Annotated in this window: 24 protein-coding genes and 1 riboswitch; of the genes, 10 read left to right on the forward strand and 14 right to left on the reverse strand. The window is 71.5% G+C overall.

Annotated elements, in window-relative coordinates:
• Nucleotides 1-49: 49 nt before the first annotated feature.
• Together EF387_RS09485 and EF387_RS09490 are read right to left on the reverse strand one after the other, a co-directional pair.
• Complete coding sequence (locus EF387_RS09485; protein ID WP_128376077.1) at nt 50-1,279, reverse strand: NAD(P)/FAD-dependent oxidoreductase; 1,230 nt, start codon at nt 1,277-1,279, stop codon at nt 50-52.
• Nucleotides 1,280-1,311: 32 nt separating this feature from the next.
• Nucleotides 1,312-1,662: an avidin-fold protein gene (locus EF387_RS09490; protein ID WP_128376078.1), complete on the reverse strand. Its 351-nt coding sequence runs from the start codon at nt 1,660-1,662 to the stop codon at nt 1,312-1,314.
• A gap of 89 nt (nt 1,663-1,751) precedes the next feature.
• Nucleotides 1,752-1,866, forward strand: a riboswitch (TPP riboswitch).
• Between EF387_RS09490 and thiO the strand changes: the two genes are divergently transcribed.
• The 5 genes from thiO (at nt 1,863) to EF387_RS09515 (ending at nt 7,258) form a co-directional block, all read left to right on the forward strand.
• The gene (thiO, locus tag EF387_RS09495) at nt 1,863-3,020 is read left to right on the forward strand and encodes a glycine oxidase ThiO (RefSeq protein WP_128376079.1); all 1,158 of its coding nucleotides are present in this window, start codon (nt 1,863-1,865) and stop codon (nt 3,018-3,020) included. It overlaps the preceding riboswitch by 4 nt.
• A 92-nt stretch (nt 3,021-3,112) precedes the next feature.
• Nucleotides 3,113-3,313, forward strand: a complete 201-nt coding sequence (thiS, locus tag EF387_RS09500; RefSeq protein ID WP_128376080.1) for a sulfur carrier protein ThiS — start codon at nt 3,113-3,115, stop codon at nt 3,311-3,313.
• A 2-nt stretch (nt 3,314-3,315) separates the two neighbouring features.
• A complete protein-coding gene (locus EF387_RS09505) occupies nt 3,316-4,110 on the forward strand; it encodes a thiazole synthase (protein WP_128376081.1) in 795 nt (264 codons plus the stop codon).
• Between the two features lie 93 nt (nt 4,111-4,203).
• Nucleotides 4,204-6,117 carry a Stk1 family PASTA domain-containing Ser/Thr kinase gene (gene pknB, locus EF387_RS09510; RefSeq protein ID WP_162467107.1) on the forward strand — a complete coding sequence of 638 codons (1,914 nt, stop codon included), beginning with the start codon at nt 4,204-4,206 and terminating at the stop codon, nt 6,115-6,117.
• 265 nt (nt 6,118-6,382) lie between these two features.
• Nucleotides 6,383-7,258, forward strand: coding sequence for a deoxyribonuclease IV (locus EF387_RS09515; protein WP_238431416.1), 876 nt, complete (start codon nt 6,383-6,385; stop codon nt 7,256-7,258).
• Between the two features lie 136 nt (nt 7,259-7,394).
• On the opposite strand, the gene EF387_RS09520 is transcribed toward EF387_RS09515, so the two are convergent.
• Nucleotides 7,395-8,027 (reverse strand): sulfite oxidase-like oxidoreductase, encoded by a 633-nt coding sequence (locus tag EF387_RS09520; protein ID WP_128376084.1) that lies wholly within the window; start codon nt 8,025-8,027, stop codon nt 7,395-7,397.
• Between the two features lie 155 nt (nt 8,028-8,182).
• Between EF387_RS09520 and bfr the strand changes: the two genes are divergently transcribed.
• Complete coding sequence (gene bfr / locus EF387_RS09525) at nt 8,183-8,662, forward strand: bacterioferritin (RefSeq protein ID WP_128376085.1); 480 nt, start codon at nt 8,183-8,185, stop codon at nt 8,660-8,662.
• Nucleotides 8,663-8,691: 29 nt separating this feature from the next.
• Here bfr and EF387_RS09530 read toward each other — a convergent pair whose 3' ends face one another.
• The 3 genes from EF387_RS09530 to EF387_RS09540 all read right to left on the reverse strand — a co-directional run bounded on the left by EF387_RS09530 (nt 8,692) and on the right by EF387_RS09540 (nt 11,063).
• Nucleotides 8,692-8,940 carry a (2Fe-2S)-binding protein gene (locus EF387_RS09530; RefSeq protein WP_128376086.1) on the reverse strand — a complete coding sequence of 83 codons (249 nt, stop codon included), beginning with the start codon at nt 8,938-8,940 and terminating at the stop codon, nt 8,692-8,694.
• Nucleotides 8,941-9,089: 149 nt separating this feature from the next.
• The gene (locus EF387_RS09535) at nt 9,090-10,442 is read right to left on the reverse strand and encodes a class II 3-deoxy-7-phosphoheptulonate synthase (protein WP_128376087.1); all 1,353 of its coding nucleotides are present in this window, start codon (nt 10,440-10,442) and stop codon (nt 9,090-9,092) included.
• An 81-nt stretch (nt 10,443-10,523) separates the two neighbouring features.
• Complete coding sequence (locus EF387_RS09540) at nt 10,524-11,063, reverse strand: hypothetical protein (protein WP_128376088.1); 540 nt, start codon at nt 11,061-11,063, stop codon at nt 10,524-10,526.
• Between the two features lie 111 nt (nt 11,064-11,174).
• On the opposite strand from EF387_RS09540, the gene EF387_RS49950 reads away from it, so the two are divergent.
• Both EF387_RS49950 and EF387_RS09550 read left to right on the forward strand, forming a co-directional pair.
• Nucleotides 11,175-11,231 carry a trp operon leader peptide gene (locus EF387_RS49950; protein WP_420802550.1) on the forward strand — a complete coding sequence of 19 codons (57 nt, stop codon included), beginning with the start codon at nt 11,175-11,177 and terminating at the stop codon, nt 11,229-11,231.
• A 104-nt stretch (nt 11,232-11,335) separates the two neighbouring features.
• A complete protein-coding gene (locus tag EF387_RS09550; RefSeq protein ID WP_128376090.1) occupies nt 11,336-13,204 on the forward strand; it encodes an anthranilate synthase family protein in 1,869 nt (622 codons plus the stop codon).
• A gap of 53 nt (nt 13,205-13,257) precedes the next feature.
• Here EF387_RS09550 and EF387_RS09555 read toward each other — a convergent pair whose 3' ends face one another.
• The 4 genes from EF387_RS09555 to EF387_RS09570 all read right to left on the reverse strand — a co-directional run bounded on the left by EF387_RS09555 (nt 13,258) and on the right by EF387_RS09570 (nt 17,596).
• Nucleotides 13,258-14,286, reverse strand: a complete 1,029-nt coding sequence (locus tag EF387_RS09555) for a 6-phosphofructokinase (RefSeq protein ID WP_128376091.1) — start codon at nt 14,284-14,286, stop codon at nt 13,258-13,260.
• A 204-nt stretch (nt 14,287-14,490) separates the two neighbouring features.
• Entirely contained in the window at nt 14,491-15,138 is a 648-nt protein-coding gene (locus EF387_RS09560; RefSeq protein WP_128376143.1) for a response regulator, read from the reverse strand.
• A gap of 283 nt (nt 15,139-15,421) precedes the next feature.
• Nucleotides 15,422-16,645, reverse strand: a complete 1,224-nt coding sequence (gene macS, locus EF387_RS09565; protein WP_128376092.1) for a MacS family sensor histidine kinase — start codon at nt 16,643-16,645, stop codon at nt 15,422-15,424.
• A 159-nt stretch (nt 16,646-16,804) separates the two neighbouring features.
• Entirely contained in the window at nt 16,805-17,596 is a 792-nt protein-coding gene (locus tag EF387_RS09570) for a lysophospholipid acyltransferase family protein (RefSeq protein WP_128376144.1), read from the reverse strand.
• Between the two features lie 338 nt (nt 17,597-17,934).
• On the opposite strand from EF387_RS09570, the gene EF387_RS09575 reads away from it, so the two are divergent.
• Together EF387_RS09575 and EF387_RS09580 are read left to right on the forward strand one after the other, a co-directional pair.
• On the forward strand, nt 17,935-18,744 hold the full coding sequence (locus EF387_RS09575; RefSeq protein WP_128376145.1) for an alpha/beta hydrolase: 810 nt from the start codon (nt 17,935-17,937) through the stop codon (nt 18,742-18,744).
• Complete coding sequence (locus tag EF387_RS09580; protein WP_238431417.1) at nt 18,737-19,432, forward strand: hypothetical protein; 696 nt, start codon at nt 18,737-18,739, stop codon at nt 19,430-19,432. The genes EF387_RS09575 and EF387_RS09580 overlap by 8 nt, the downstream gene beginning before the upstream one ends.
• Nucleotides 19,433-19,527: 95 nt before the next feature.
• On the opposite strand, the gene EF387_RS09585 is transcribed toward EF387_RS09580, so the two are convergent.
• From EF387_RS09585 to EF387_RS09600, 4 genes are all read right to left on the reverse strand, one after another.
• Complete coding sequence (locus EF387_RS09585; RefSeq protein WP_128376093.1) at nt 19,528-20,289, reverse strand: endonuclease/exonuclease/phosphatase family protein; 762 nt, start codon at nt 20,287-20,289, stop codon at nt 19,528-19,530.
• Between the two features lie 151 nt (nt 20,290-20,440).
• Nucleotides 20,441-21,394, reverse strand: coding sequence for an ROK family glucokinase (locus EF387_RS09590; protein WP_128376094.1), 954 nt, complete (start codon nt 21,392-21,394; stop codon nt 20,441-20,443).
• Between the two features lie 53 nt (nt 21,395-21,447).
• A complete protein-coding gene (locus EF387_RS09595; protein ID WP_162467108.1) occupies nt 21,448-21,963 on the reverse strand; it encodes a DUF5304 domain-containing protein in 516 nt (171 codons plus the stop codon).
• 57 nt (nt 21,964-22,020) lie between these two features.
• Nucleotides 22,021-23,196, reverse strand: a complete 1,176-nt coding sequence (locus tag EF387_RS09600) for an ArsA family ATPase (RefSeq protein ID WP_128376095.1) — start codon at nt 23,194-23,196, stop codon at nt 22,021-22,023.
• Nucleotides 23,197-23,447 lie beyond the last annotated feature (251 nt).

Below are 23,447 nucleotides of genomic sequence, written 5' to 3' on the forward strand. Positions count from 1 at the left end.
ACACCGTCCGGCCGGGTTGCTCCGGCCGCCGGACGGGAGCGCGTCGCGGCTACGCCGTCGCCGCCTTCAGCGGCCGCGACGGGTCCGACAGCAGGTCGGGGTTCATCGGCGTGCCCGCCTCGATCAGCTTGCGGCCCTGGGCGAGGTCCCTGGGCCGGCCCACGGCCAGCAGGGCCACCAGGCGGCCCTCGCGCAGCCAGCACACCGACCAGGCCGGCGCGGACGGATCGCCGCGCCAGACGGTCGTGTCGGCCGAGGTGTGATGGCCCGCGTACTGGACGAAGCGGCCGAACTGCTCGGACCAGAAGTACGGGACCGGGTCGTAGACCGCCGGGGCCTCCCCCAGGATGTTCGCCGCCACCGTCCGAGGGCCCTGGAGGGCGTTGTCCCAGTGGTGGACCAGCAGGCGTTCGCCGTACCGAGCGGACGGGAAGGACGCGCAGTCGCCGACCGCGTACACGTCCGGCACGGAGGTGCGCAGATGATCGTCGGCGAGGGCTTCGCCGTGGGCGCCGAGCGCGATCCCGGAGTCCGCGAGCCACGCCGTGGCGGGCCGTGCCCCGATGCCGACGACGACCGCCTCGGCGGGAACGCGGGAGCCGTCGTCGAGGATCACCGCGCCGGATTCGATCCGCCGCACGCGCGCGTGGAGACGCAGTTCCGCCCCCGCGTCGGTGTACCAGCGGGCCATCGGCGCGGCGACCTCCGGCGGCAGCGCCCCGGCGAGCGGACGGTCGGCGGCCTCCACGACGGTCACCGCACAGCCGGCCTCGCGGGCCGCCGTGGCGAACTCCGCGCCGATCCAGCCCGCGCCGACCACCACGATGTCGTGCTGCCGCGCGAGGACGGGCCGCAGCCGTTCGGCGTCGTCCAGGGTGCGCAGCAGATGGACACCGGGCACACCCTCGGCCCCGGGGAGCCGGATCGGTTCGGCGCCGGTGGCGAGGACCAGTACGTCGTAGGGCACCGACCCGGTGACGGTGTCGAGTTCATGATCCTGGGGCCGTACCCCGAGGACCTCGCGCCCCAGCTGCAGTTCGACGCCCAGGGCCTCGAAGTCGACGTCGAAGGCGGAGCCCTCGGCCTTGCCGAGCAGTACGGCCTTGGACAGCGGCGGCCGGTCGTACGGCTGGTGCGGTTCGGCTCCGATCAAGGTGACCGTTCCGGCGAAGCCCTGTTCGCGCAGGGCGACCGCGGTCTGCACCCCGGCCATGCCCGCGCCCACGATGACCACGCGGCGGCTCGCGGCCCCGATGCGTCCCTGCGTCTGCTCGCTCACCCGATCACCATAGACAACTGACAATCAGTCAGTCAGCCGTCGCGCTCGGTGACCTGTTCCACAGCACTCGTACCGCTGCCTGCCTGCGACTCCCACTGCCACGTCTCCTCCAGCCGCACCCGCCCGTCGGGCAGTTCCACGACGACGGACACGCAGTGCCCCGACGCGGTGGTGCCGTCCCGCCTCAGCTGGACGTACCGGAAGTCCAGCCGGTCGTCCTCCCGGGTACCCACGAGATGCCCGCGTACGACGTCGCCGCCCGCGTACTCGGCCCAGATCACGCCGCCCTGCTCGTGATAGGTGAAGCGGGTCCGGGTACCCACCTGGCCCGGCGCCTGGTCGGCGACGGGGGCGAGGACGAGACCGTCGAGAGAACTGGCCATGCGTGAGGGCTCCCTGTGGAGGTCGCGGACAAAGGGCTAGGGTGGCCGGCGTGCTGCGTGTCCGGGGGCGCCCCCGGACACCCGGCGCAAAAAATACACGCGGGAGCCCGCACGCAGCGGGCTGAGAGGGAGGCTGGAGCGGCCTCCGACCGTACGAACCTGATCCGGGTCATGCCGGCGAAGGGAGGAGCTGGACAGCCATGTCGCGTACCTCGGACGTCCTCGTGGTGGGGGGCGGGATCATCGGCCTGGTGACCGCCTGGCGGGCGGCGCAGCGCGGGCTCGCCACCGCGCTGGTGGATCCCGAACCGGGCGGAGGGGCCGCGCGTGTGGCGGCCGGGATGCTCGCCGCCGTCACCGAACTGCACTACGGCGAGCAGACCCTGCTCGGCCTCAATCTGGCCTCCGCCCGCCGCTATCCGGAGTTCGCCGCCGAGCTGACCGGGGCGAGCGGGGAGGATCTCGGCTACCGCCGGTGCGGCACGCTCGCGGTGGCGCTGGACGCCGACGACCGCGCGCTCTTGCGCGAACTGCACTCGCTGCAGCGCGCGTCGGGGCTGGAGTCCGAGTGGTTGTCCGGGCGCGAGTGCCGGCGCCTGGAACCGATGCTCGCGCCGGGCGTGCGCGGGGGGCTCAGGGTCGACGGCGACCATCAGGTCGATCCGCGGCGGCTCGCCCGGGCGCTGGTGGTGGCGTGCGAGCGGGCCGGCGTGGTGTTCCACCGGATCTGGGCGGAGCGGCTGGAGGTCGTGGGGGACCGGGCTGCCGGGGTCGTCGCCACGGACGGCACCGTGTTCACGGCCGGGCAGGTGGTGCTGGCCGGGGGCAGCCTCAGCGGTCGCCTCGCGGGCGTGCCGGAGGAGGTGCTGCCGCCGGTGCGACCGGTCAAGGGCCAGGTTGTGCGGCTGACGGTGCCGCGGCCCTACGCGCCGTTCCTGAGCCGTACCGTGCGCGCCGTCGTCCGCGGCAGCCAGGTCTATCTGGTGCCGCGGGAGAACGGCGAACTGGTCGTCGGTGCGACGAGTGAGGAGTTGGGCTGGGACACAACGGTCACCGCGGGCGGCGTGTACCAACTGCTGCGCGACGCCCACGACCTCGTCCCCGGCATCACCGAACTGCCGTTCACCGAGACCCGCGCGGGCCTGCGCCCCGGCTCCCCCGACAACGCGCCACTGCTCGGTCCGACCGCCCTCCCGGGGCTGCTGCTGGCCACCGGCCACTACCGCAACGGCGTGCTGCTCACGCCGGTCACCGGGGACGTCCTGGCACACGTCCTCACCACCGGTGAACTCCCGGACGAGGCCCGCCCCTTCAGCCCCCAACGGTTCAGCGCCGCACGGACGGAACAGCCCGTATGACGTCCCGCGCCACCTCAGGCGCGGCGTCCCGCGCCTCATCCGCACGACGTCCCGCCCTCCCGACGTCCCGCCCGGCTCACGGAGCGATCCTCATGAACATCTCGGTCAACGGCGAGCCCCGGCAGATCGCCGCGGGCACCGCCCTCGACACCCTCGTCGCCACACTCACCGCGGCGCCCACCGGAGTCGCCGCCGCACTCAACGAAACCGTCGTCCCGCGCGCGCAGTGGGCGTCCACGCCCCTGGCCGAGGGCGACCGCGTCGAAGTCCTCACCGCCGTCCAAGGAGGCTGACCATGGCCGACGATCCCTTCGTCCTCGGCGGCACATCGTTCTCGTCCCGGCTGATCATGGGAACCGGCGGTGCGCCCAGTCTGGACGTCCTCGAGCGGGCGCTGGTGGCGTCCGGCACGGAGCTGACGACGGTCGCGATGCGGCGCGTCGACCCCGGCACGCAGGGTTCGGTGCTCTCCGTCCTGGACCGGCTGGGCATCCGCGTGCTGCCGAACACGGCGGGCTGCTTCACCGCCGGGGAGGCCGTGCTGACCGCCCGCCTCGCGCGCGAGGCATTCGGCACCGACCTGGTCAAGCTGGAGGTCATCGCCGACGAACGCACGCTGCTGCCCGACCCGATCGAACTGCTGGACGCCGCCGAGACCCTGGTGGATGACGGGTTCACGGTCCTGCCCTACACCAATGACGATCCCGTGCTCGCCCGGAAGCTCCAGGACGTCGGCTGCGCCGCGATCATGCCCCTGGGGTCTCCGATCGGCTCCGGCCTCGGTATCCGTAACCCCCACAACTTCCAGCTGATCGTGGAGCACGCGCGCGTGCCGGTGATCCTGGACGCCGGCGCCGGTACGGCCTCCGACGCGGCGCTCGCCATGGAGTTGGGGTGCGCGGGGGTGATGCTCGCCTCGGCGGTGACGCGGGCCCAGGAGCCGGTGCTGATGGCCGAGGCCATGAAGCACGCGGTGGAGGCGGGACGGCTGGCGCGGCGGGCGGGACGCATCCCGCGGCGGCACTTCGCGGAGGCGTCCTCGCCGGCGGAGGGGATGGCCCGGCTGGATCCGGAGCGGCCCGCCTTCTGAGCGTGGCGTCGCGCGTCACAGGTCGGCTGCAGTCCAGCCCCGATATCAACCGCGCGGACCGGCGTGACAGGGGTGGCTCGTACACTCGCCTGCGTGGACACGACGCTTCAGGACCCTCTGGTCGGGCAGTTGCTCGACGGCCGCTACCGCGTCGAGGCGCGGATCGCCGTCGGCGGGATGGCCACGGTCTACCGGGCCGTGGACACCCGACTCGACCGTGTGCTCGCGCTCAAGGTGATGCACCCGACGCTGGCGGCCGACGTCTCGTTCGTCGAGCGCTTCATCCGTGAGGCAAAGTCGGTGGCCCGGCTCGCCCACCCCAACGTTGTGCAGGTGTTCGACCAGGGGGCGCACGGGGCGTACGTCTATCTCGCGATGGAGTACGTGGCCGGCTGCACCCTGCGCGACGTGCTGCGCGAACGCGGGGCGCTGCAGCCGCGGGCCGCGCTGGACATCCTGGAGCCGGTGCTCGCCGCGCTCGGCGCCGCGCACCGCGCTGGGTTCGTACACCGCGACATGAAGCCGGAGAACGTCCTCATAGGGGACGACGGCCGGGTCAAGGTGGCCGACTTCGGTCTCGTACGGGCCGTGGACACGGTCACGAACACGACCGGAGCGGTCCTCGGCACCGTCTCGTACCTGGCCCCCGAGCAGATCGAGCACGGCACGGCCGACCCCCGCGTCGACGTCTACGCCTGCGGGATCGTGCTCTACGAGATGCTCACCGGCGACAAGCCGCACTCCGGGAGCTCCCCCGCCCAGGTGCTCTACCAGCACCTCCACGCGGACGTGCCCCCGCCGTCGGCCGCCGTGCCCGGGCTGCCGGCCGCGCTGGACAACCTGGTGGCCGCCGCGACCGTCCGTGACGCCGCGCTGCGCCCGTACGACGCGGCGGCACTGCTCGGGCACGTCCTCCAGGCGCGATCGACGCTCAGCCAGGAGCAGTTGGACGCGGTGCCCCCGCAGGCGCTCTCCGCGCGGCACGACAACGCCGAGGACCGCACCAGTGTGATCCCGCGCTCGCTGTCGGTGCCTCGTCCACTCCCCGTGGGCGGGGACGAGCCGTTCAACCGGACCAGCGTGTTCGAGACCCCGCCGCCCGCGCCGCCGCGGCGCCCCCCGCGCCCCCGGCGCGGCCTGCTGGTGATCATCGCCGCCGTTCTGCTGGTGCTGGGGGTCGGCGGGGGCGTGTGGTACATCAACGCCGGACAGTTCACCGAGGTCCCGCCGGTGCTGGCGAAGCCCCGGGCCGAGGCCACGAAGCAGCTCGAGGACGCGGGGCTGGAAGCGAGGATCAGGACGGCCTACAGCGACACGGTCGAGCGGGGTTCGGTCATATCCAGCGACCCCGAGGTGGGCGAGCGGATCCGGGGCAACGACACGGTGACGCTGACCGTCTCCAGGGGCCCCGAGACCGTGCGGGTGCCGCAGCTGCGGGGATATCCGCTGGACAAGGCCAAGGAGCAGCTGAAGAAGGACGGACTGGCGGCCGGGATGGTCACCCGGGACTTCGACGAGGACGTCCCCAGGGGCGCGGTGATCAGCACCGAACCGGAACCGGGCACCGAGCGCCGTTCGGGTTCGGCGGTCGCCCTCACCGTCAGCCAGGGGCAGCCCGTCGACGTGCCCGATGTCACTGGTGACTCCGTGGAGGACGCCACGGCGGAGCTCCAGGACGCCGGCCTGAAGGTGGAGATCGCCCCCGAGCAGGTCACGTCCGAGTTCGACCAGGGCGAGGTGGCCCAGCAGTCGCCGGACCCGGACACGCAGGCCGTCGAGGGCGACACCGTGACGCTGACGGTCTCCAAGGGCCCGGAGATGATCGAGGTCCCCGACGTCGTGGGAGACAAGGTCGACAAGGCGACGGAGAAGCTGGAGGACGCCGGGTTCCGGGTCGAGGAGGACCGGGGGCTGCTGGGGCTCTTCGGGGACAAGGTGGAGAGCCAGTCGGTGGAGGGCGGCGAGGAGGCACCCAAGGGGTCGACGATCACCATCGTGATTCGCTGACTCCGCGGGTCACGGGTCGAGGCTCGGGTCCGCCCCGTCGTCCCTGTCGCCTCGGGCCGTACCCTGGCCCTGCACTTGCCGGGACTTCCCGGACTTCCCGGCCACGGTCGCTGGGCCAGTACCGCCGTGCCCCGTGGGCCGTGCCGTGCCCCCCGGCTCCCCGCCGCCTGCCGCCTGCCGCCTGCCGCCTGGTGCCTGCCGCCTGCCGCCTGGTGTACCCGTGTCGGCAGGGCTCCGTGCTCGTCCTGGCATGCTGGTTCCCGACATGAACAGAGCACCTTTCGTATCCCGCAACCCCGTCGGTGCGCACGTCCCGGTGGCCGGTGGGCTCAGCTCGGTCGGGCTCGGGTACGCCCGGGACCTGGAGGCCGAGGTCGTCCAGGTCTTCGTGGCCAACCCGCGCGGGTGGGCGACCCCCGTCGGGAACGCGCGGCAGGACGCGGCCTTCCGGGACGCCTGTGCGCAGGAGTCGATCCCCGTCTACGTCCACGCGCCCTATCTGATCAACTTCGGTTCGCACACCGCGGCGACCGCGGAGCGGTCCGTCGAGTCACTGCGGCACTCGTTGCGGCGGGGCCGGGAGATCGGGGCCCGTGGAGTGGTCGTGCACACCGGGAGCGCCACCGGGGGGCGGGAGCGGGCCGTGGCGCTCGCGCAGGTGCGGACGTACCTGCGGCCGCTGCTCGACGAACTGACCCACGACGACGATCCGTTCCTGCTGTTGGAGTCGACCGCCGGCCAGGGCGCCTCGCTGTGCTCCCGCACCTGGGACTTCGGGCCCTACTTCGACGCCCTGGACGCCCACCCCAAGCTCGGCGTCTGCCTCGACACCTGTCATGTCTTCGCGGCCGGACACGATCTCACCGGGCCGAGCGGTATGCACCAGACACTCGATCTGCTCGTGGAGACCGTGGGTGCGGGGCGGCTGAAGCTGATCCACGCCAATGACTCCAAGGACGTGGTCGGGGCGCACAAGGACCGGCACGAGAACATAGGCGCCGGTCACATCGGCGAGGACCCGTTCCGTGCTCTGATGACGCATCCCGCCACCGAGGGTGTCCCGCTCGTCATCGAGACGCCCGGCGGTAAGGAGGGGCACGCGGCGGACGTGGCCCGGCTCAAGAAGCTTCGCGACGAGTGAGACCTACGCGACGAGTCACGGGTGGGGACGAGTGACGAGTGGGACCGACGGCTGAGAGCTCACGGCTCACGGGTGACGGCTCACCGCTGACGGGTGACGGCTCACCGCTGACGGCTGACGGCTGACGACGGGAACCTCAGAGCTCGGGGCCGTCCCCGGGCCCTTCCTGGTAGGAGTAGCGCTGCTCGCGCCAGGGGTCGCCGATGTTGTGGTAGCCCCGTTCCTCCCAGAACCCGCGTCTGTCGGCGGTCATGTATTCGACACCGCGAACCCATTTGGGGCCCTTCCACGCGTACAGGTGCGGCACCACGAGCCGCACCGGGAAGCCATGCTCGGCGGTGAGCAGCTCACCGTCCTTGTGGGTGGCGAAGATCGTGCGTTCGGAGGCGAAGTCGGCGAGGCGCAGATTCGTGCTGAAGCCGTACTCGGCCCAGACCATCACATGCGTGACCGTCGGCGCGGGCGGGGCGAGTTCCAGGATGGTCCGGGCCGGGATCCCGCCCCACTCGGCCCCGATCATGCTGAACTTCGTCACACAGTGCAGATCGGCCACGACGGTGGCGTATGCGAGCGCCGTGAACTCCTCGTGGTTCCAGCAGCGCTTGTCGCCGTCGGCGGTGGCCCCGAAGACACGGAACTCCCAGCGTTCCGGGCGGAACTTGGGTACGGGCCCGTAGTGCGTGACCGGCCAGCCTCGTTGCAGTCGCTGTCCCGGCGGAAGATCCGGCTGTACTGCTTCTCCCGTTTCGCGACCCACCGGCTGACCCATGTCTCCATCCTGACAGACCCGAGAGGGTGGACATGACCAACCCTGTCCGGATTCGGTCATCCCCTACTAAGCATGCACTTACTGGACTGCCCCCGGTGCCGGTGCAAGGATCGCCCCAACCTCCCCCGTCACTCAGGCTGGAAGGAGCCTCTGCCATGCAGGGCGATCCCGAGGTCCTCGAATTCCTCAACGAGCAGCTGACCGCCGAGCTGACCGCGATCAACCAGTACTTCCTGCACGCGAAGATGCAGGAGAACTTCGGCTGGACCAAGCTCGCGAAGTACACGAGGGCCGAGTCGTTCGACGAGATGAAGCACGCCGAGGTGCTCACCGACCGGATCCTGTTCCTGGAGGGGCTGCCCAACTACCAGCGCCTCTTCCATGTGCGGGTGGGCCAGACGGTCACCGAGATGTTCCAGGCCGATCGTCAGGTCGAGGTCGAGGCGATCGACCGGCTGCGGCGCGGCATCGAGCTGATGCGCTCCAAGGGGGACGTGACCTCGGCGAACATCTTCGAGTCGATCCTCGCGGACGAGGAGCACCACATCGACTACCTGGACACCCAGCTGGAGCTGGTGGACAAGCTCGGCGAGGCGCTCTACATCGCCCAGCTCATCGAACAGCCGGAAAGCTGACAGGCAGCCTCAGGCGGCCTCACGCGGTCTCAGGCGGCTTCTTCCAGTTCGGCGAGAGCGGGCTCGGCGAGAGCGGGCTCGACCCTGTTGGCCGACTCCGGCTTGGGACATGCCCCCCGGCCGAGCAGTGCCTGGATGCGGCGTACGCACGAACCGCAGTCGGTGCCCGCCTTGCAGGCCGACGCGATCTGGCGAGGAGTGCAGGCGCCGGCCTCCGCGTGCTTCTTCACCTGCGCCTCGGTCACACCGAAGCAGTTGCAGACGTACACGCGGTTCACCTCCCGACGGACATGCTGGCTGAGCCGTCCCGATGAATCGGTGAGGCTAACCTAACCTTACCCGCCGGGTGGTGGGCGCAAAAGTGGAGCGGGGCGCGGATCGTATGTGATCCGCGCCCCACTGCATGCGCCTGTAACGAATGAGACGGTTACTGGTCCCGGTACATCTCCGCGACGAGGAACGCCAGGTCGAGCGACTGGCTGCGGTTGAGGCGGGGGTCGCAGGCCGTCTCGTAACGCTGGTGGAGGTCGTCGACGAAGATCTCGTCGCCGCCGCCCACGCACTCGGTGACGTCGTCGCCGGTCAGCTCCACATGGATGCCGCCGGGGTGGGTGCCGAGGCCCTTGTGGACCTCGAAGAAGCCCTTGACCTCGTCCAGCACGTCGTCGAAGCGACGGGTCTTGTGGCCGGAGGCCGCCTCGAAGGTGTTGCCGTGCATCGGGTCGGTCACCCAGGCCACCACCGCGCCGGACGCCGTGACCTTCTCCACCAGCTCGGGGAGCCGGTCGCGGATCTTGTCGGCACCCATCCGGACGATGAAGGTCAGCCTGCCGGGCTCGCGGTCGGGGTCGAGGCGCTCGATGTACTGCAGCGCCTCCTCGGCCGTCGTGGTCGGGCCGAGCTTGATCCCGATGGGGTTGCGGATCTTGGAGGCGAACTCGATGTGCGCGTGGTCCAGCTGCCGGGTGCGCTCACCGATCCACACCATGTGCGCGGAGACGTCGTACAGCCGCCCCGTACGTGAGTCGACCCTGGTCAGCGCGGACTCGTAGTCGAGCAGCAGCGCCTCGTGCGAGGAGTAGAACTCGACGGTCTTGAACTCCTCCGGGTCGGTCCCGCAGGCGTGCATGAAGTTCAGCGCGTTGTCGATCTCGCGGGCGAGCTGCTCGTAGCGCTGCCCGGAGGGGGACGACTTCACGAAGTCCTGGTTCCAGGCGTGCACCTGGCGCAGGTCGGCGTAACCGCCGGTGGTGAAGGCGCGCACCAGGTTGAGCGTGGAGGCGGAGGCGTTGTACATCCGCTTCAGCCGCTCGGGGTCCGGGACGCGGGCCTCTTCGGTGAAGTCGAAGCCGTTGACGGAGTCGCCGCGGTAGGTGGGCAGGGTCACGCCGTCGCGGGTCTCGGTCGGCTTGGAGCGCGGCTTGGAGTACTGGCCGGCGATCCGGCCGACCTTCACCACCGGCACCGAGGCCGCGTAGGTGAGCACGGCGCCCATCTGAAGCAGGGTCTTGAGCTTGTTGCGGATGTGGTCGGCGGACACCGCGTCGAAGGCCTCGGCACAGTCGCCGCCCTGGAGCAGGAACGCCTCGCCCTTGGCGACGGCTCCCATCCGGGCGCGCAGCTGGTCGCACTCGCCCGCGAAGACGAGCGGCGGATACGACTCGAGGTCCGCGATCACTGCGCGCAGAGCCTCGGGGTCGGGGTACTCGGGCTGCTGCGCCGCGGGCAGGTCTCGCCAGGTGTTGCCAGCACTCGCGCTGGTCTTAGCGTTCACGGTCACCCACCCCACATTACGGGGTCGTGTCGCCGGTACACCCCGGTGCTCGTCAGGTGAGACGGCACCGGCTGGCCCGCGCGTGCCTCAGCAGCCCATCGGTGTTCCGTCGAGCGAGGACTGGATGCTGATCAGGATCGTCTTCGCCGGTTCGAAGTACACGGACAGGGAGGCCGGTTCACCGGAGACGTCCGTGTCGAAGCAGAGATCGGCCGACCAGTCGCTGACGGCCGCCCCCGCGGAGTCGGCATCGGCGGGCTTCCAGCCGGCCCTCGCCGCGGCCTTCCGGTAGTGGGCCACCACCGCTTCCCTGTCACCGTCGAACCGGTAGTAGTGGTCGACGACGAGCCACGGGTCTCCGCTGCTGTCGTCCACGCACTCACTGCCCGCGTCGGCGTGCCCGTCGAGAGCGGCGGCTCCGGACGGCGCAGCGGGGAGCAGGCCGGGGGACGACAGCTGCGCCATCCGCTCCGCGCTCTCCTCGCAGGCGTCGGCGCCCACGACGAATCCGGTGCCGAAGAGGTACACGCAGCCCATCTCCACCGTGCACAGGAGCGCCACGACGGACAGGGGCAGAGCCCATAGGCGCGCATCACGGCGCAGCGGCCTGGTCATGGTCCGGGCCAAGGGAAGTCTCCTTCGATCAACTCAGGCGCAACTTGGTTCAGCCCCGTGATTTTCCTGGCCACACAGGTGACATGCAACCGTGTGGACCGCGCGTGCGATAAGGTGCGGGGCATGCTCGCGCACTCGAACCAGAACTGGTGGTGGACCGCTCGTCCGGCGGCCCACTGACTGCGCGCAACCACAGTCTTCGCGAAGGCCGCCCGAGGGGCGGCCTTCAGTGTTTCCACCACCGGACACCTGGGCCGTTCCTCCCCGAATGAAGGAACACGCCCATGAACCTGCTCGACCTGGCGGACGATCCCCGTCCGTTCGCGCTGCTGCGGCGCCGCACCCCCGGCCACGATCACGACACGGTGGAGGTGCTCCTCGGCCCCGTGGCCACGTACGAACGGCTCGCCGAGTTGCCCGGCGAAGGGCTCGCCCTCATCCCCTACCGGCAGATCCGCGAGCGCGGCTTCGACGTGCGCGACGACGGTACGCCGCTGACCGTCCTGGTCCCCGACGAGGTCCGTGAGTTCACCCTGGAACAGGCCCTCGCCGAATTGCCCGCGCATGAAGTGCGGGTCGAGGACGGCGGGTTCGACGTCGCGGACGACGAATACGCAGGGATCGTGGGCCGCGTCCTGCGCGACGAGATCGGGCGCGGCGAGGGCGCCAACTTCGTGATCCGGCGGACCTATGAGGGGGAGATCCCCGGGTTCGGCCGGGCCGATGCCCTGGCGTTGTTCCGCAGCCTCCTCGTCGGTGAGCGCGGTGCCTACTGGACGTTCCTCGTGCACACCGGGGAGCGGACCCTCGTCGGGGCCAGTCCCGAAGTTCATGTGCGCATGTCCGGCGGGACCGTCGTGATGAATCCGATCAGCGGGACCTACCGCTATCCGGCCGGCGGGCCGACCCCCGACGACCTGCTCCGCTTCCTCGCCGACGGCAAGGAGATCGAGGAGTTGTCGATGGTCGTCGACGAGGAGCTGAAGATGATGTGCACCGTCGGCGACATGGGCGGGGTCGTCATCGGGCCGCGGCTGAAGGAGATGGCCCATCTGGCCCACACCGAGTACGAGTTGCGCGGCAGGTCGTCGCTGGACGTGCGCGAGGTACTGCGCGAGACCATGTTCGCGGCGACCGTCACCGGCTCCCCCGTACAGAACGCGTGCCGGGTCATCGAGCGGTACGAGGCCGGCGGACGCGGGTACTACGCGGGGGCGCTCGCGCTGCTCGGCCGGGATGCGGGCGGGTCCCAGACCCTCGACTCGCCCATCCTGATCCGCACCGCCGGCATCGACGCCGACGGACATCTGCGGGTGCCCGTCGGGGCCACGCTCGTACGGGGCTCGGACCCGGCGAGCGAGGTCGCGGAGACGCATGCCAAGGCGGCCGGGGTGCTGGCGGCGCTGGGGGTGCGTCCGGGGCGTCCGCGGGAGCAGCACGCCCGGCCCCGGCTGTCCGAAGACCCGCGGGTGCGGGCGGCGCTGGACGGCCGCCGGGCCTCGCTCGCGCCGTTCTGGCTGCGGATGCAGGAGCAGACGCACGAGCTGACCGGGCACGCCCTCGTGGTCGACGGCGAGGACACCTTCACGGCGATGCTCGCCCATGTGCTGCGCTCGGGCGGACTGGAGGTGACCGTGCTGCGGTACGACGAACCCGGCCTGCGGGAGACCGTGCGACGGCACGACGGGCCGGTGGTGCTGGGGCCCGGTCCCGGTGACCCCTCGGACGCCGCCGACCCCAAGATGCGCTTGCTGCGCGGGCTCACGGCCGACGTCCTCCGGTCCCACCAGCACGGTGTCCTGGGTGTCTGCCTGGGGCATGAGCTGATCGCGGCGGAGCTGGGGCTGGAGATCGTACGGAAGGAAGTGCCGTACCAGGGCGCCCAGACGGAGATCGACCTCTTCGGGCGGACGGAGACCGTCGGCTTCTACAACAGCTTCGTGGCGCACTGCGACGACGAGACGGCGGCGGAGCTGGCCGCACACGACGTCGACGTCAGCCGGAGCGGGAGCGGGGAGGTGCATGCGCTGCGTGGGCCCCGGTTCGCGGGAGTGCAGTTCCATCCGGAGTCGGTACTGTCCCTGAACGGTGCCGCGGTGGTACGGGAGTTGCTGGCCGGGCTGCGGCAGCCGGAACGGCGGACAGCACCGTGAGGCGGGGTCCCGCGGGGTCGGGGTCGGGCAGCACGACCCCGCGGGACGCCGGTTCAGCCGAAGAACACCCCGACCTCTTCGTACAGTGCGGGGTCCACCGTCTTCAGCTTGGCGGTGGCATCCGCGATCGGGACGCGGACGATGTCGGTGCCGCGCAGCGCGACCATCTTGCCGAAGTCGCCGTCGCGCACGGCCTCGATCGCGTGCAGCCCGAAGCGGGTCGCGAGCCAGCGGTCGAAGGCGCTCGGCGTGCCACCGCGCTGGACGTGACCGAGGACCGTGGTTCGGGCCTCCTTGCCGGTGCGCCGCTCGATCTCCTTGGACAGCCACTCGCCGACCCCGGAGAGCCGGACGTGCCCGAAGGAGTCGAGCGAGGAGTCCTTGAGGATCATGTCGCCGTCCTTGGGCATGGCGCCCTCGGCGACGACGACGATGGGGGCGTACGAGGCCTTGAAGCGGGAGGTGACCCAGGCGCAGACCTGGTCGACGTCGAAGCGCTGTTCGGGGATGAGGATGACGTTGGCGCCGCCGGCCAGTCCGGAGTGGAGGGCGATCCAGCCCGCGTGCCGGCCCATCACCTCGACGACCAGGACGCGCATGTGCGACTCGGCGGTGGTGTGGAGGCGGTCGATGGCCTCGGTGGCGATGCCGACGGCCGTGTCGAAGCCGAAGGTGTAGTCGGTGGCGGAGAGATCGTTGTCGATGGTCTTGGGGACGCCGACGACGTTGATGCCGTAGTCGTCGGCGAGGCGTGCGGCGACGCCGAGGGTGTCCTCGCCGCCGATCGCGATCAGCGCGTCGACCTCGTACTTGCCGAGGTTCTCCTTGATCCGGCGGATGCCGCCCTCGACCTTGAGGGGGTTGGTCCGTGAGGAGCCGAGGATGGTGCCGCCGCGGGGCAGGATGCCGCGCACGGCGGGAATGTCGAGCCGGAGGGTGTCACCCTCCAGCGGACCCCGCCAGCCGTCCCGGAAGCCGGTGAAGTCGTAGCCGTACTCCTGCACGCCCTTGCGGACGACGCCCCGGATGACGGCGTTGAGCCCGGGGCAGTCGCCGCCTCCGGTCAGTACTCCGACCCGCATGGAAATGTCCCTTCGCCGCGGTTGCCTGGTGAAGGTCACGCTAATCGTGACCCAGGTCACTCCGGCATGGCCTGGAAGGTCAATTCCGGCGAAATGTGCGGGTGTTGATCAGCCGCATTCACTCGAAGGTGGGGCAAGTACGGGTGGATGCGGATTTACTCCTCTTTGCGCCTCGTCATTCTCGTCGCTCCTCGCCAGTCCTCGTCACTCCTCGTCGAGGCCGCGCTCTATCGCGTAGCGCACCAGTTCCACCCGGTTGTGCAGCTGGAGCTTGCCCAGAGTGTTCTGGACGTGGTTCTGCACCGTGCGGTGCGAGATGACCAGGCGTTCGGCGATCTGCTTGTAGCTCAGGCCCTTGGCGACCAGCCGGAGCACCTCCGTCTCGCGGTCGGTGAGCCGCGGCGCCTTGGGTTCGTCGGTGCCCGCGGCGGGGGCCGGCTCCGAGGCGAGGCGGCGGTACTCGCCGAGGACCAGGCCGGCGAGGCCCGGGGTGAAGACCGGATCGCCCACGGCCGTGCGGCGCACCGCGTCGATGAGTTCCTCCGTGGACGCCGACTTGACCAGGTAGCCGGTGGCGCCGGACTTGACCGCCTCCAGGACGTCGGCGTGCTCACCGCTGGCCGAGAGCACCAGGACACGCAGGGCCGGGTTGGTGCCGACGAGTTCCTTGCAGACCTGGACGCCCGGTTTGGCGGGGAGGTTGAGGTCCAGGACGAGGACGTCGGGGTTGGTGGCGCGGGCGCGCCGGACCGCCTGGTCGCCGTCGCCGGCTGTGGCGACGACGGCGAAGCCGGACTCGGCCAGGTCGCGGGCGACCGCGTCACGCCACATGGGGTGGTCGTCCACGACCATGACCCTGATCGGGTCCTGTAGTCCCCCACTGCCGGTCCCCGGCACCGGGCCCGTCGGCTCCACCGAACTCGCCGGCTCCGCCGACCCTGCCGGCTCCACCAGCTCCGTCGGCTCGACCGTCCCCGCCGATTCCGCCGATTCCGCCGTCCCCGCCGACTCCACCGAACCCGCCGACTCCGCCGACCCCGTTGTCATCTCTCTCCTCCGCCTTGCCGCTGCCGTGTGTTCGCTGCTGTCCGCCCCGGGGTCTCCGCGCTCGGGGACGGAGGGGGCGAGAGCCGCCTCACGAGCGCCTGGCCTTCGCGGGGAGCTTCGGTACCTTCAGCTCGACCTCCGTGCCCTGTCCCGGCACCGACACCAGTTCCGCCGTGCCCCCGATGTCCCGCAGGCGGCCGCGGATCGACTGGGCCACGCCCAGCCGCCCCTCCCCCTCCGCCTGGGCGAGCCGGCCTTCCGGGATGCCCGGGCCGTCGTCCCGTACCGTCACGATCAGTTCGTCGGGCTCGTCCTCGAGCAGGATCCAGGCGCGGGCGCCCTCCCCCGCGTGCTTGCGGACATTGTCCAGGGCGGCGCCGACGGCGGCGGCCAGCTCACGCGCTGCGGCCGCGGGGAGTGGCACCGGGGAGCCGGGCTCGGAGAACGTCACCGTGGCGGTGGCGTAGGCGGCGAGCAGGGTGCGCACGTCGCAGGGGACCGAGTCGCCCGACCCGTCGTCCGGCGCGGCCGGGTCCCTCCGGTCCCCCGGGTCGTCGACGGCCCGTCCGAGGGCGCCTCGCGCCCCGTCCTCCGGCACCCGAGGCACGGGCACCAGGCCTCCGGAGACCAGCGTGCGCAGCGCGACCTCCTGTTCGCCCGCCATCCGTCCGAGCTCCGCGGCCTCGCCCCCGAGGTTGGTGCCGCGCCGCTGCACCATGGCGAGCACCTGGAGCACTCCGTCGTGGATGTCACGGGCCAGCCGCTCCCGCTCCCGGGTCGCGGCCTCGATCTCCAGGGCCCGGGCGAGGGTGCGCTCGGAGGCGCGGGCGACCTCGACGACGTAGCCGATGGCGATGGAGGCGACCCAGACGAGGATGACGTTGTGCACGGTGTCCCGGGTGGGTGCGCCGCGCTCGACGAGGTTCGCCGCGGCAACGAGCGTGGACGCGAAGGCCGCCCACCGCCAGCCGCCCTTGATCGCGAAGGCCAGAACGGAGCCCGCGGTCCAGATCGACGGCAGGGTCGGTCCCCCGGACTCGATCCGGGACGCGGCGTCGGCGGCACGGGTGAGCAGGATGCCGGCGAGCGCGATGGTGAGGTCGGCGGCGAGGAACCGCTTGGTGCAGTTGGCGGCGGTCGAGACCTTGGGCAGGGTCGCCAGGGTCCACCCGAACAGCACCACGTAGTAGGTGATCGCCACCCAGGGGCGGGGGAACTCGTCGTACGCGGTGACGAAGAGGCCGATCGCGTACAGCATGGTGAGGACGCGGTACCCCGAGAGCGCACGCCACAGCGGCTGCTCGACCGACATCCTCATGACTCTTCCGCGCTTGACTGCCTCATGCTTGACTGCCTCGCGTCCGACTGTCTCGCGCTTGGCTCTCTCGCCTGGTGCCATCCCCACCCACCCCACCCCTGAGCGGACTCGGCCGGCCGCCGGACCGTTCCCGTCGGGCCTTCCTCGCCCGGCTTACCCTGCGCCCTTGTGGGCCTGGTCCCTCCGAGCCTGCTCCTTCCGGGCCTGCTCCTGGTGAGCCTGCTCCTTCTGGGCCTGCTTCTGCGCTTCCTTCAGCGCCTGCTTCTCGGCCTTAGCGGCCTCCGCGATCTGCCGCTTGGCGGCCGTCGCGTAGATGTCCACGTACTCCTGGCCGGAGAGCTTCATGATTTCGTACATCACTTCGTCGGTCACCGCGCGCAGCACGAAGCGGTCGTGTTCCATGCCCTGGTAACGGCTGAAGTCCAGGGGCTCGCCGATGCGGATGCCGGGGCGCATCAGCTTGGGCACGACCTTGCCGGGCGGCTGGATCTTCTCCGTGTCGATCATCGCGACGGGGATGACGGGCGCGCCGGTGGCGAGGGCCACCCGGGCGAGGCCGCCGGGCTTGCCCCGGTAGAGCCGTCCGTCGGGCGAGCGGGTGCCCTCCGGGTAGATGCCGAACAGTTCGCCGCGTTCGATGACCTCGATGCCGCTCTTGATGGCGGCCTCGCCCGCGCCGCGCGCGCCGGAGCGGTCCACGGGGAGCTGGCCGACGCCCTTGAAGAAGGCCGCGGTCATGCGGCCCTTTATGCCGGGCGTGGTGAAGTACTCGGCCTTCGCGATGAAGGTGACCTTGCGGTCGAGGACCGCGGGCAGGAAGAACGAGTCGGAGAAGGAGAGGTGATTGCTCGCCAGTATGGCGGGGCCCTCGGCGGGGACGTTCTCCAGGCCCTCCACCCAGGGCCTGAAGGCGAGCTTCAGCGGCCCCCCGACCACCACCTTCATCGCGCCGTACAACAACGGATTGCCTCCCTGTCTGTAGATCAGACCTTAACCCGGAGCACCGGCAATGAGCCCTGCGGCCCTGGTCGGTGTCGGTGCCGTCGCGTACGGTGAAGTACGCCTCGAAACCCTCGGGGACCTCGGAGACCCGAGACCTCGGGAACCGCGCCGTTCCGGAACCCCGGCCCTCCCCGGGGCGCCCGGAAATGCTTGGGACACCGGGGACGCCTGGGTCGCCGGGAACCTCGAGGGCCCCGAGGACGTCGAGGATGTGGGGTCTCCCGGGGACCCCGGGCATGCCCTTCTTCGTGATCACCCACCTCATGAACAGGAGACCGATGGTGCCGGTCCTTCCTGGAGCCGAGCCGTTCCGCCACGAGGGCGGCGAGGTCGGCGTCCTCCTCTGTCACGGTTTCACCGGCTCCCCGCAGTCGCTGCGGCCGTGGGCGGACTACCTCGCCGAGCGCGGGCTGACGGTGGCGCTGCCGCTGCTGCCGGGGCACGGCACACGCTGGGAGGACATGCAGCTCACCGGCTGGCAGGACTGGTACGCGGAGGTGGACCGCGAGCTGCGGGCCCTGCGCGGGCGCTGCTCGCGGGTGTTCGTCTTCGGCCTGTCCATGGGCGGCGCGCTGACGCTGCGGCTGGCCGCCCGGCACGGGGAGGCGATCTCGGGCACCGTGCTCGTCAACCCGGCGAACAAGGTGCACGGACTGTCGGCGTACGCCCTGCCGGTGGCGCGGCATCTCGTCCGGACGACCAAGGGGCTGACCAGCGACATCGCGAAGGAGGGCGGCTTCGAGGTGGGGTACGACCGGGTGCCCCTGCACGCGGCGCACTCGCTGCGGAACTTCCTCCGGCTGCTGGACGGCGAGCTGCCGCAGGTCACCCAGCCGTTGCTGCTGCTGCACAGTCCGCAGGACCACGTGGTGCCCCCCGCCGACTCCGCGCGGATCCTGAGCCGGGTGTCCTCCACGGATGTCACCGAGATCCTGCTGGAACAGAGTTACCACGTCGCGACGTTGGATCATGACGCGGACCGGATCTTCGAGGAGAGCTACGCGTTCATCGGCCGGCTCGCGCCCGCCGCCGGAATGGACTCCGGCCGCGAGGAACTCGGGCAGCAGGAAGGGACGGCCACCGGTGGCTGAGCACGAGGCGGACCGCGAGCCGGAGGAGACTCCTCCCGGTGAGCTCGGCAAGGGGCTGGGCTCGCCCGTCGGGGACGCCGAGAACGACAAGGGCGCGCGCGTCGGCGGCGCGGAGGGCGCGCCGGGCCCGGGCGGGGACGAACAGGCCCCCGCCTTCGACGAGGCGGCCGCCTGGGCGGCGATCGTCGCGGGGTACGGCGAGGAGCCGCCGGACCCGCCCGGCGCCAAGCCGTTCAAGTCCGTCGAGGACCTGGCGCTGCTGGAACCGGAGACCAACGACGCCCCCGAGCAGAGCGCCCCGAGCCATGACGACCTGAAGGACGAGACTCCCCCGGCCAGGCCGCTGGGCAGCTCGGTCGCCTTCGCCCCGGGCGTGGGCACCGGCCCGCGGGACTACCGTGCCCCCGAGCCGGCGGAGGAGGACTTCGACGAGGACGACGAGGGCCATTTCGTCCCGCCGGAGCCGCCTCCGCTGCCGGCCGCCGACACCACGGCGAAGTTCGCCTGGCTCGGGGTGATCGGCGGGCCGGTACTGCTGCTGCTCGCGGTGGTGTTCGGCTGGCAAATGACGTGGTGGCTGGCCACGGTCGGCATCGGCGGATTCCTGGGCGGTTTCGCGACGCTGGTGATGCGGATGCGGGGCGACGACGAGGAGGACGAGGATCCCGGCCGGGGCGCGGTGGTCTGACACCGGACCACTCCCGGCCCTAGCCACCGGGCGTCCCCCTTCGCCGCAGGTTGGCTTCCCCCTCGCCGAAGGTTGCGGAGGCGTCGGTTCGTCCCCTAGGGGGTGGCGGCGGGCACTCTGAGAGCGGCCAGGACCGGCAGGTGGTCCGTGGCCGCCCTCAGGTCCGCCTCCGTCACACCCGGATGGCCCAACGGGACCCCGCAGCCCAGTACCTCGATGCCCTGGGTGGCGAAGATGGCGTCGATGCGGCGGTCCGGAGGGGTCCGGGTCCAGGTGTGTTCGCCGCCGCGGGGGGCGGTGGCCCAGGCGTCCTGGAGATGACCGGCAAGGCGCCGGAAGGTGCGGCCGGACGGACGCTCGTTGAGGTCGCCGCCCGCGATCGCGTACGGGGTGCCGAGTCCGGCCAGCCGGTCCAGGAGCATGCCGCCCTGCTCGTACCGCTCGTCCTGCCGCAGGGAGAGGTGGAAGCTGACCACGCCGAGCCGGGCCCCGCCGAAGCGCACTACGGCGGTGGCGAAGCCGCGGCGGTGCTCACCGGGGGTGAGGGGCAGGAGCACGTCCTCGGTGCGTTCGACCGTGGCCCGGAGGGTGCAGAGCAGGGCCGGGCCCGCGGCGGTCGCGCCGCCGGTCAGGGTCACCAGGCCGGAGGCCGCGGCGAGGCGGGCCAGCTTCTTGCGCCAGCGGAAGAACCGCGGTGCTTCCTGGACGAGGACCAGGTCGGGTGCGCAGGCGGTGATGACCCGGGCCAGCGCGCCGGTGTCGTCGCGCTGGGAGCGGATGTTGTAGCTGAGAACTCTGATGACGGCCGAACCGTCGGCGTCGGTAGCGGAGTTGGGCAGCTGCATGCTGATCGCCATGACGGTCAACTTACGCCCGGAGGAGTCGCCGGCCCGCCGTACCCGAGGGGCGCGGCGGGCTTGTACTCCGACAGGCAACGCTCGTCCGTAGCGCGGGGTGCGAGCGCGGGTACGGTGCCCGCGCGCTCGGATCCGTGCCCGGACCCGTGGGTCACATGATGGGGTCGGGCTCCCGGGCGAGGTCCGCGGCGCCCACCATCCCGGCCTCGTTGCCGAGCTGAGCGGCGATCACCTCGGCCACCGGACGCCAGTTCCCGCCGACCAGCCAGCGCTTGTAGGACTTCCGGATCGGCCCGAGGACCAGTTCGCCCTCGTCGGAGAGGCCGCCGCCGACGATGAACGCGGACGGGTCGAAGAGCGAGGCGAGGTCCGCGAGGCCGGCGCCCGCCCAGCGGGCCAGCTCGCGGTAGGAGTCAACGGCGACGCGGTCGCCCTGGCGGGCGGCCATCGAGATGTGCTTGCCCTCGATGCCGTCGGGGGTGCCGTCGCCGAGGGAAAGCAGCAGTTCGGCGTTCTCCGGGGTGGCGTTGGCGCGCTGCTTGGCGTACCGGACGAGGGCGCGGCCGGACGCGTACTGCTCCCAGCAGCCCTGCGAGCCGCAGCCGCACAGCAGACCGTCGGGGACCATCCGGATGTGGCCGAACTCGGCGGCCACGCCGAAGTGGCCGCGGCGCAGCTTGTTGCCGATGATGATGCCGCCGCCGAGGCCGGTGCCGAGCGTGATGCAGATGACGTTGCGGTGGCCCTTGCCGGCGCCGAACTTGTACTCGCCCCAGGCCGCCGCGTTGGCGTCGTTCTCCACGACGACGGGCAGGCCGACACGCTGCTCGACCTCGCCCTTCAGGGGCTCCTGCCGCCAGTCGATATTGGGTGCGAAGTAGACGGTGGAGCGCTGGCGGTTGACGTATCCGGCGGCGCCGATGCCGACTCCGACGATCTCGTGGCCGGCCCGGGCGCCCTCGACGGCGGAGGCGATGGCGTCCACGATGGCTTGCGGTGTGCCCGGGGTCGGCACCTTGAAGGTCGAAAGGATGTTGCCTTCCTCGTCGACCACGCCGGCCGCGATCTTCGTGCCGCCGATGTCGACGCCGATGGTCAGTCCCATGAATCCCTCAGTTCCGGTCGAGCCCCGCTACGGCCAACCGTACCCGAGGGGCTTCAGTCCAGGTCGATGTGTTCACCGCGGCCGGTTCCCGACTCGCCCGGGCCCCGGTCCTGGTCCCGTGCCGTCGTCCAGCGCCGCTCCTGGGCGGCCACGGCGGAACGGTAGGCGGCGAGCAGTTCCGACCCGGCTGCCGCGAGATGGTCGAAGACGTCCGGATTGCGCTCGATCACCGGTTCGACGGCGGCCTTGGCCTGCCGGACGACCTGGTTGACCATCTGCTGCGCCGTGCCCTGGGCCACGGCCCCGAACAGCGGGGACTGCAGCCCGGAGAGCTTGTCCGCGACGGCGTCGACGAACTTCTTCAGCTCCTCGGCGGCGGAGCCGGGCGGTGGCCCGTACTGTGCCCGGCGGCGGGCCTTCTCCGCGGCGAGGTCTTCGGCGCAGGCGGTTGCCCAGGCGTCGGCGTCGGTCGCTTTCCCCTGCTCCACCTGGTTCGGCTCGAGCGGGGGGACCCCCATCTTGTCGTCCGCTTCGTGTGCGGGGCCGGACGTGGGGCGGTCTTCGCTCATGGCGGACTCCTGCCTACGGTTCGTACCTCCGACGTTACCCGAACGGCGGTACGCCGTTCACGGGGTCCGGGGCCACAGATCGGGATCGGGTGTGAACCTGATGCGCAGTTCGCCGTCGCGCAGGGCCGCACCCTCGACCGTGCAGCGGCGCAGCACGGACGGCAGCGCCACGATACGGCGCTGCCGTCCGGCGGTGATCACGATCTCGTGGTCGCGCCGGATCAGATCGAGGTCGTCGCGGGTGGCGCCGGGCAGCGGAATGTGCCAGATCAGCACGCCGTCGTCGGCCGTCCGGTCGGTGACGGGCCACTGGACCGGCGACGGGGCCGGCCCGACGCCGGGCACGGGGAGCGCGGTCAGGTCCTCGGTGCCCCTCGGGTCGCGGCCCAGATGGGGCACCTCCTGGACGTCGTGGGCCTCACGCCACTCGTCGAGGGCCTTGTGCTGCTGTGCGGTGAGGGCGGCGAGCCAGGTGTCGCCGGTGTCGGCCGGCAGGACCCGGTTGGCGACGAGGGGGTCGGAGCGCAGGCCCCGCAGGGCGAGGGCGGTGGCGGCGGCGCGCACCGCGTCGGCACCCGCCGGGCCGGGTTCGGCGACCAGCCGGACGGTGGTGTGCCGGTCCTCGACGACGGCCTGGACGGCGGCGAGTTCGAGGTCCCAGCGGGCCGCGGTCTCGTACAGCCAGTCCGCGGGGAGCGGGACGCCGGCCAGTCTGCCGAGCACGGGGCGCAGGGCGCGGGCGGCCTGGCGTTCCGCCGGAAGGAGCCGGCGCAGATAGCGGCGCAGTTCCTCGGGGAGGGCGAGGACGGCGAGGGCCTGCGGGATCGGGGGCAGGTCCACGACGACGAGGCCGTACTCGTCCGCCGTCGCCGCGTCGCGCAGGGCACGCAGCAGGGCGAGTTCCTCGGCTCCGGGGAGCGGGGTGAGCTCTTCCGGTTCGAGCCGGGCGGCGCCGAGCAGATCGAGGGCGGTGCCGGCGCGTTCCTGGAAGGCGGTGAGGTCGTCGCGGAAGTCGGCGGCGGCGTCGGGGCGCCAGGCGGTGAGGCCCGGCGCGTCCTCCACCTCCACCGGTTCCTCGCCCGTGGGAATGCCGAGGATCGCGCCGAGGGTGTCCGTGCGGTCGGCGCTGATGATGAGGGTGCGCTGGCCCTCGCGGGCGGCGTTGAGGGCGGTGGCTGCGGCGACCGTGGTGCGGCCGACGCCGCCGGGGCCGGTGATCAGGATGGTGCGCATGAGGGGGAACGTTACCTGCGGGGTGCCTCCGGCCCGCGGCAGGGAGCGCCCAAGATCCTGCTCCTTGACCCGGTGTTCAGGTCCTGCTCCCTCAGCCGGCGTTCAGGTCTGCTCCTACAGCCGGCGTTCAGGTCTGCTCCTACAGCCGGCGTTCAGGTCTGCTCCTACAGCCGGCGTTCAGGTCTGCTCCTACAGCCGGCGTTCAGGTCTGCTCCTACAGCCGGCGTTCAGGTCTGCTCCTACAGCCGGCG

This window comes from Streptomyces cavernae (genome assembly GCF_004023625.1).
In the GTDB taxonomy this organism is placed as follows: Bacteria; Actinomycetota; Actinomycetes; order Streptomycetales; family Streptomycetaceae; genus Streptomyces; species Streptomyces cavernae.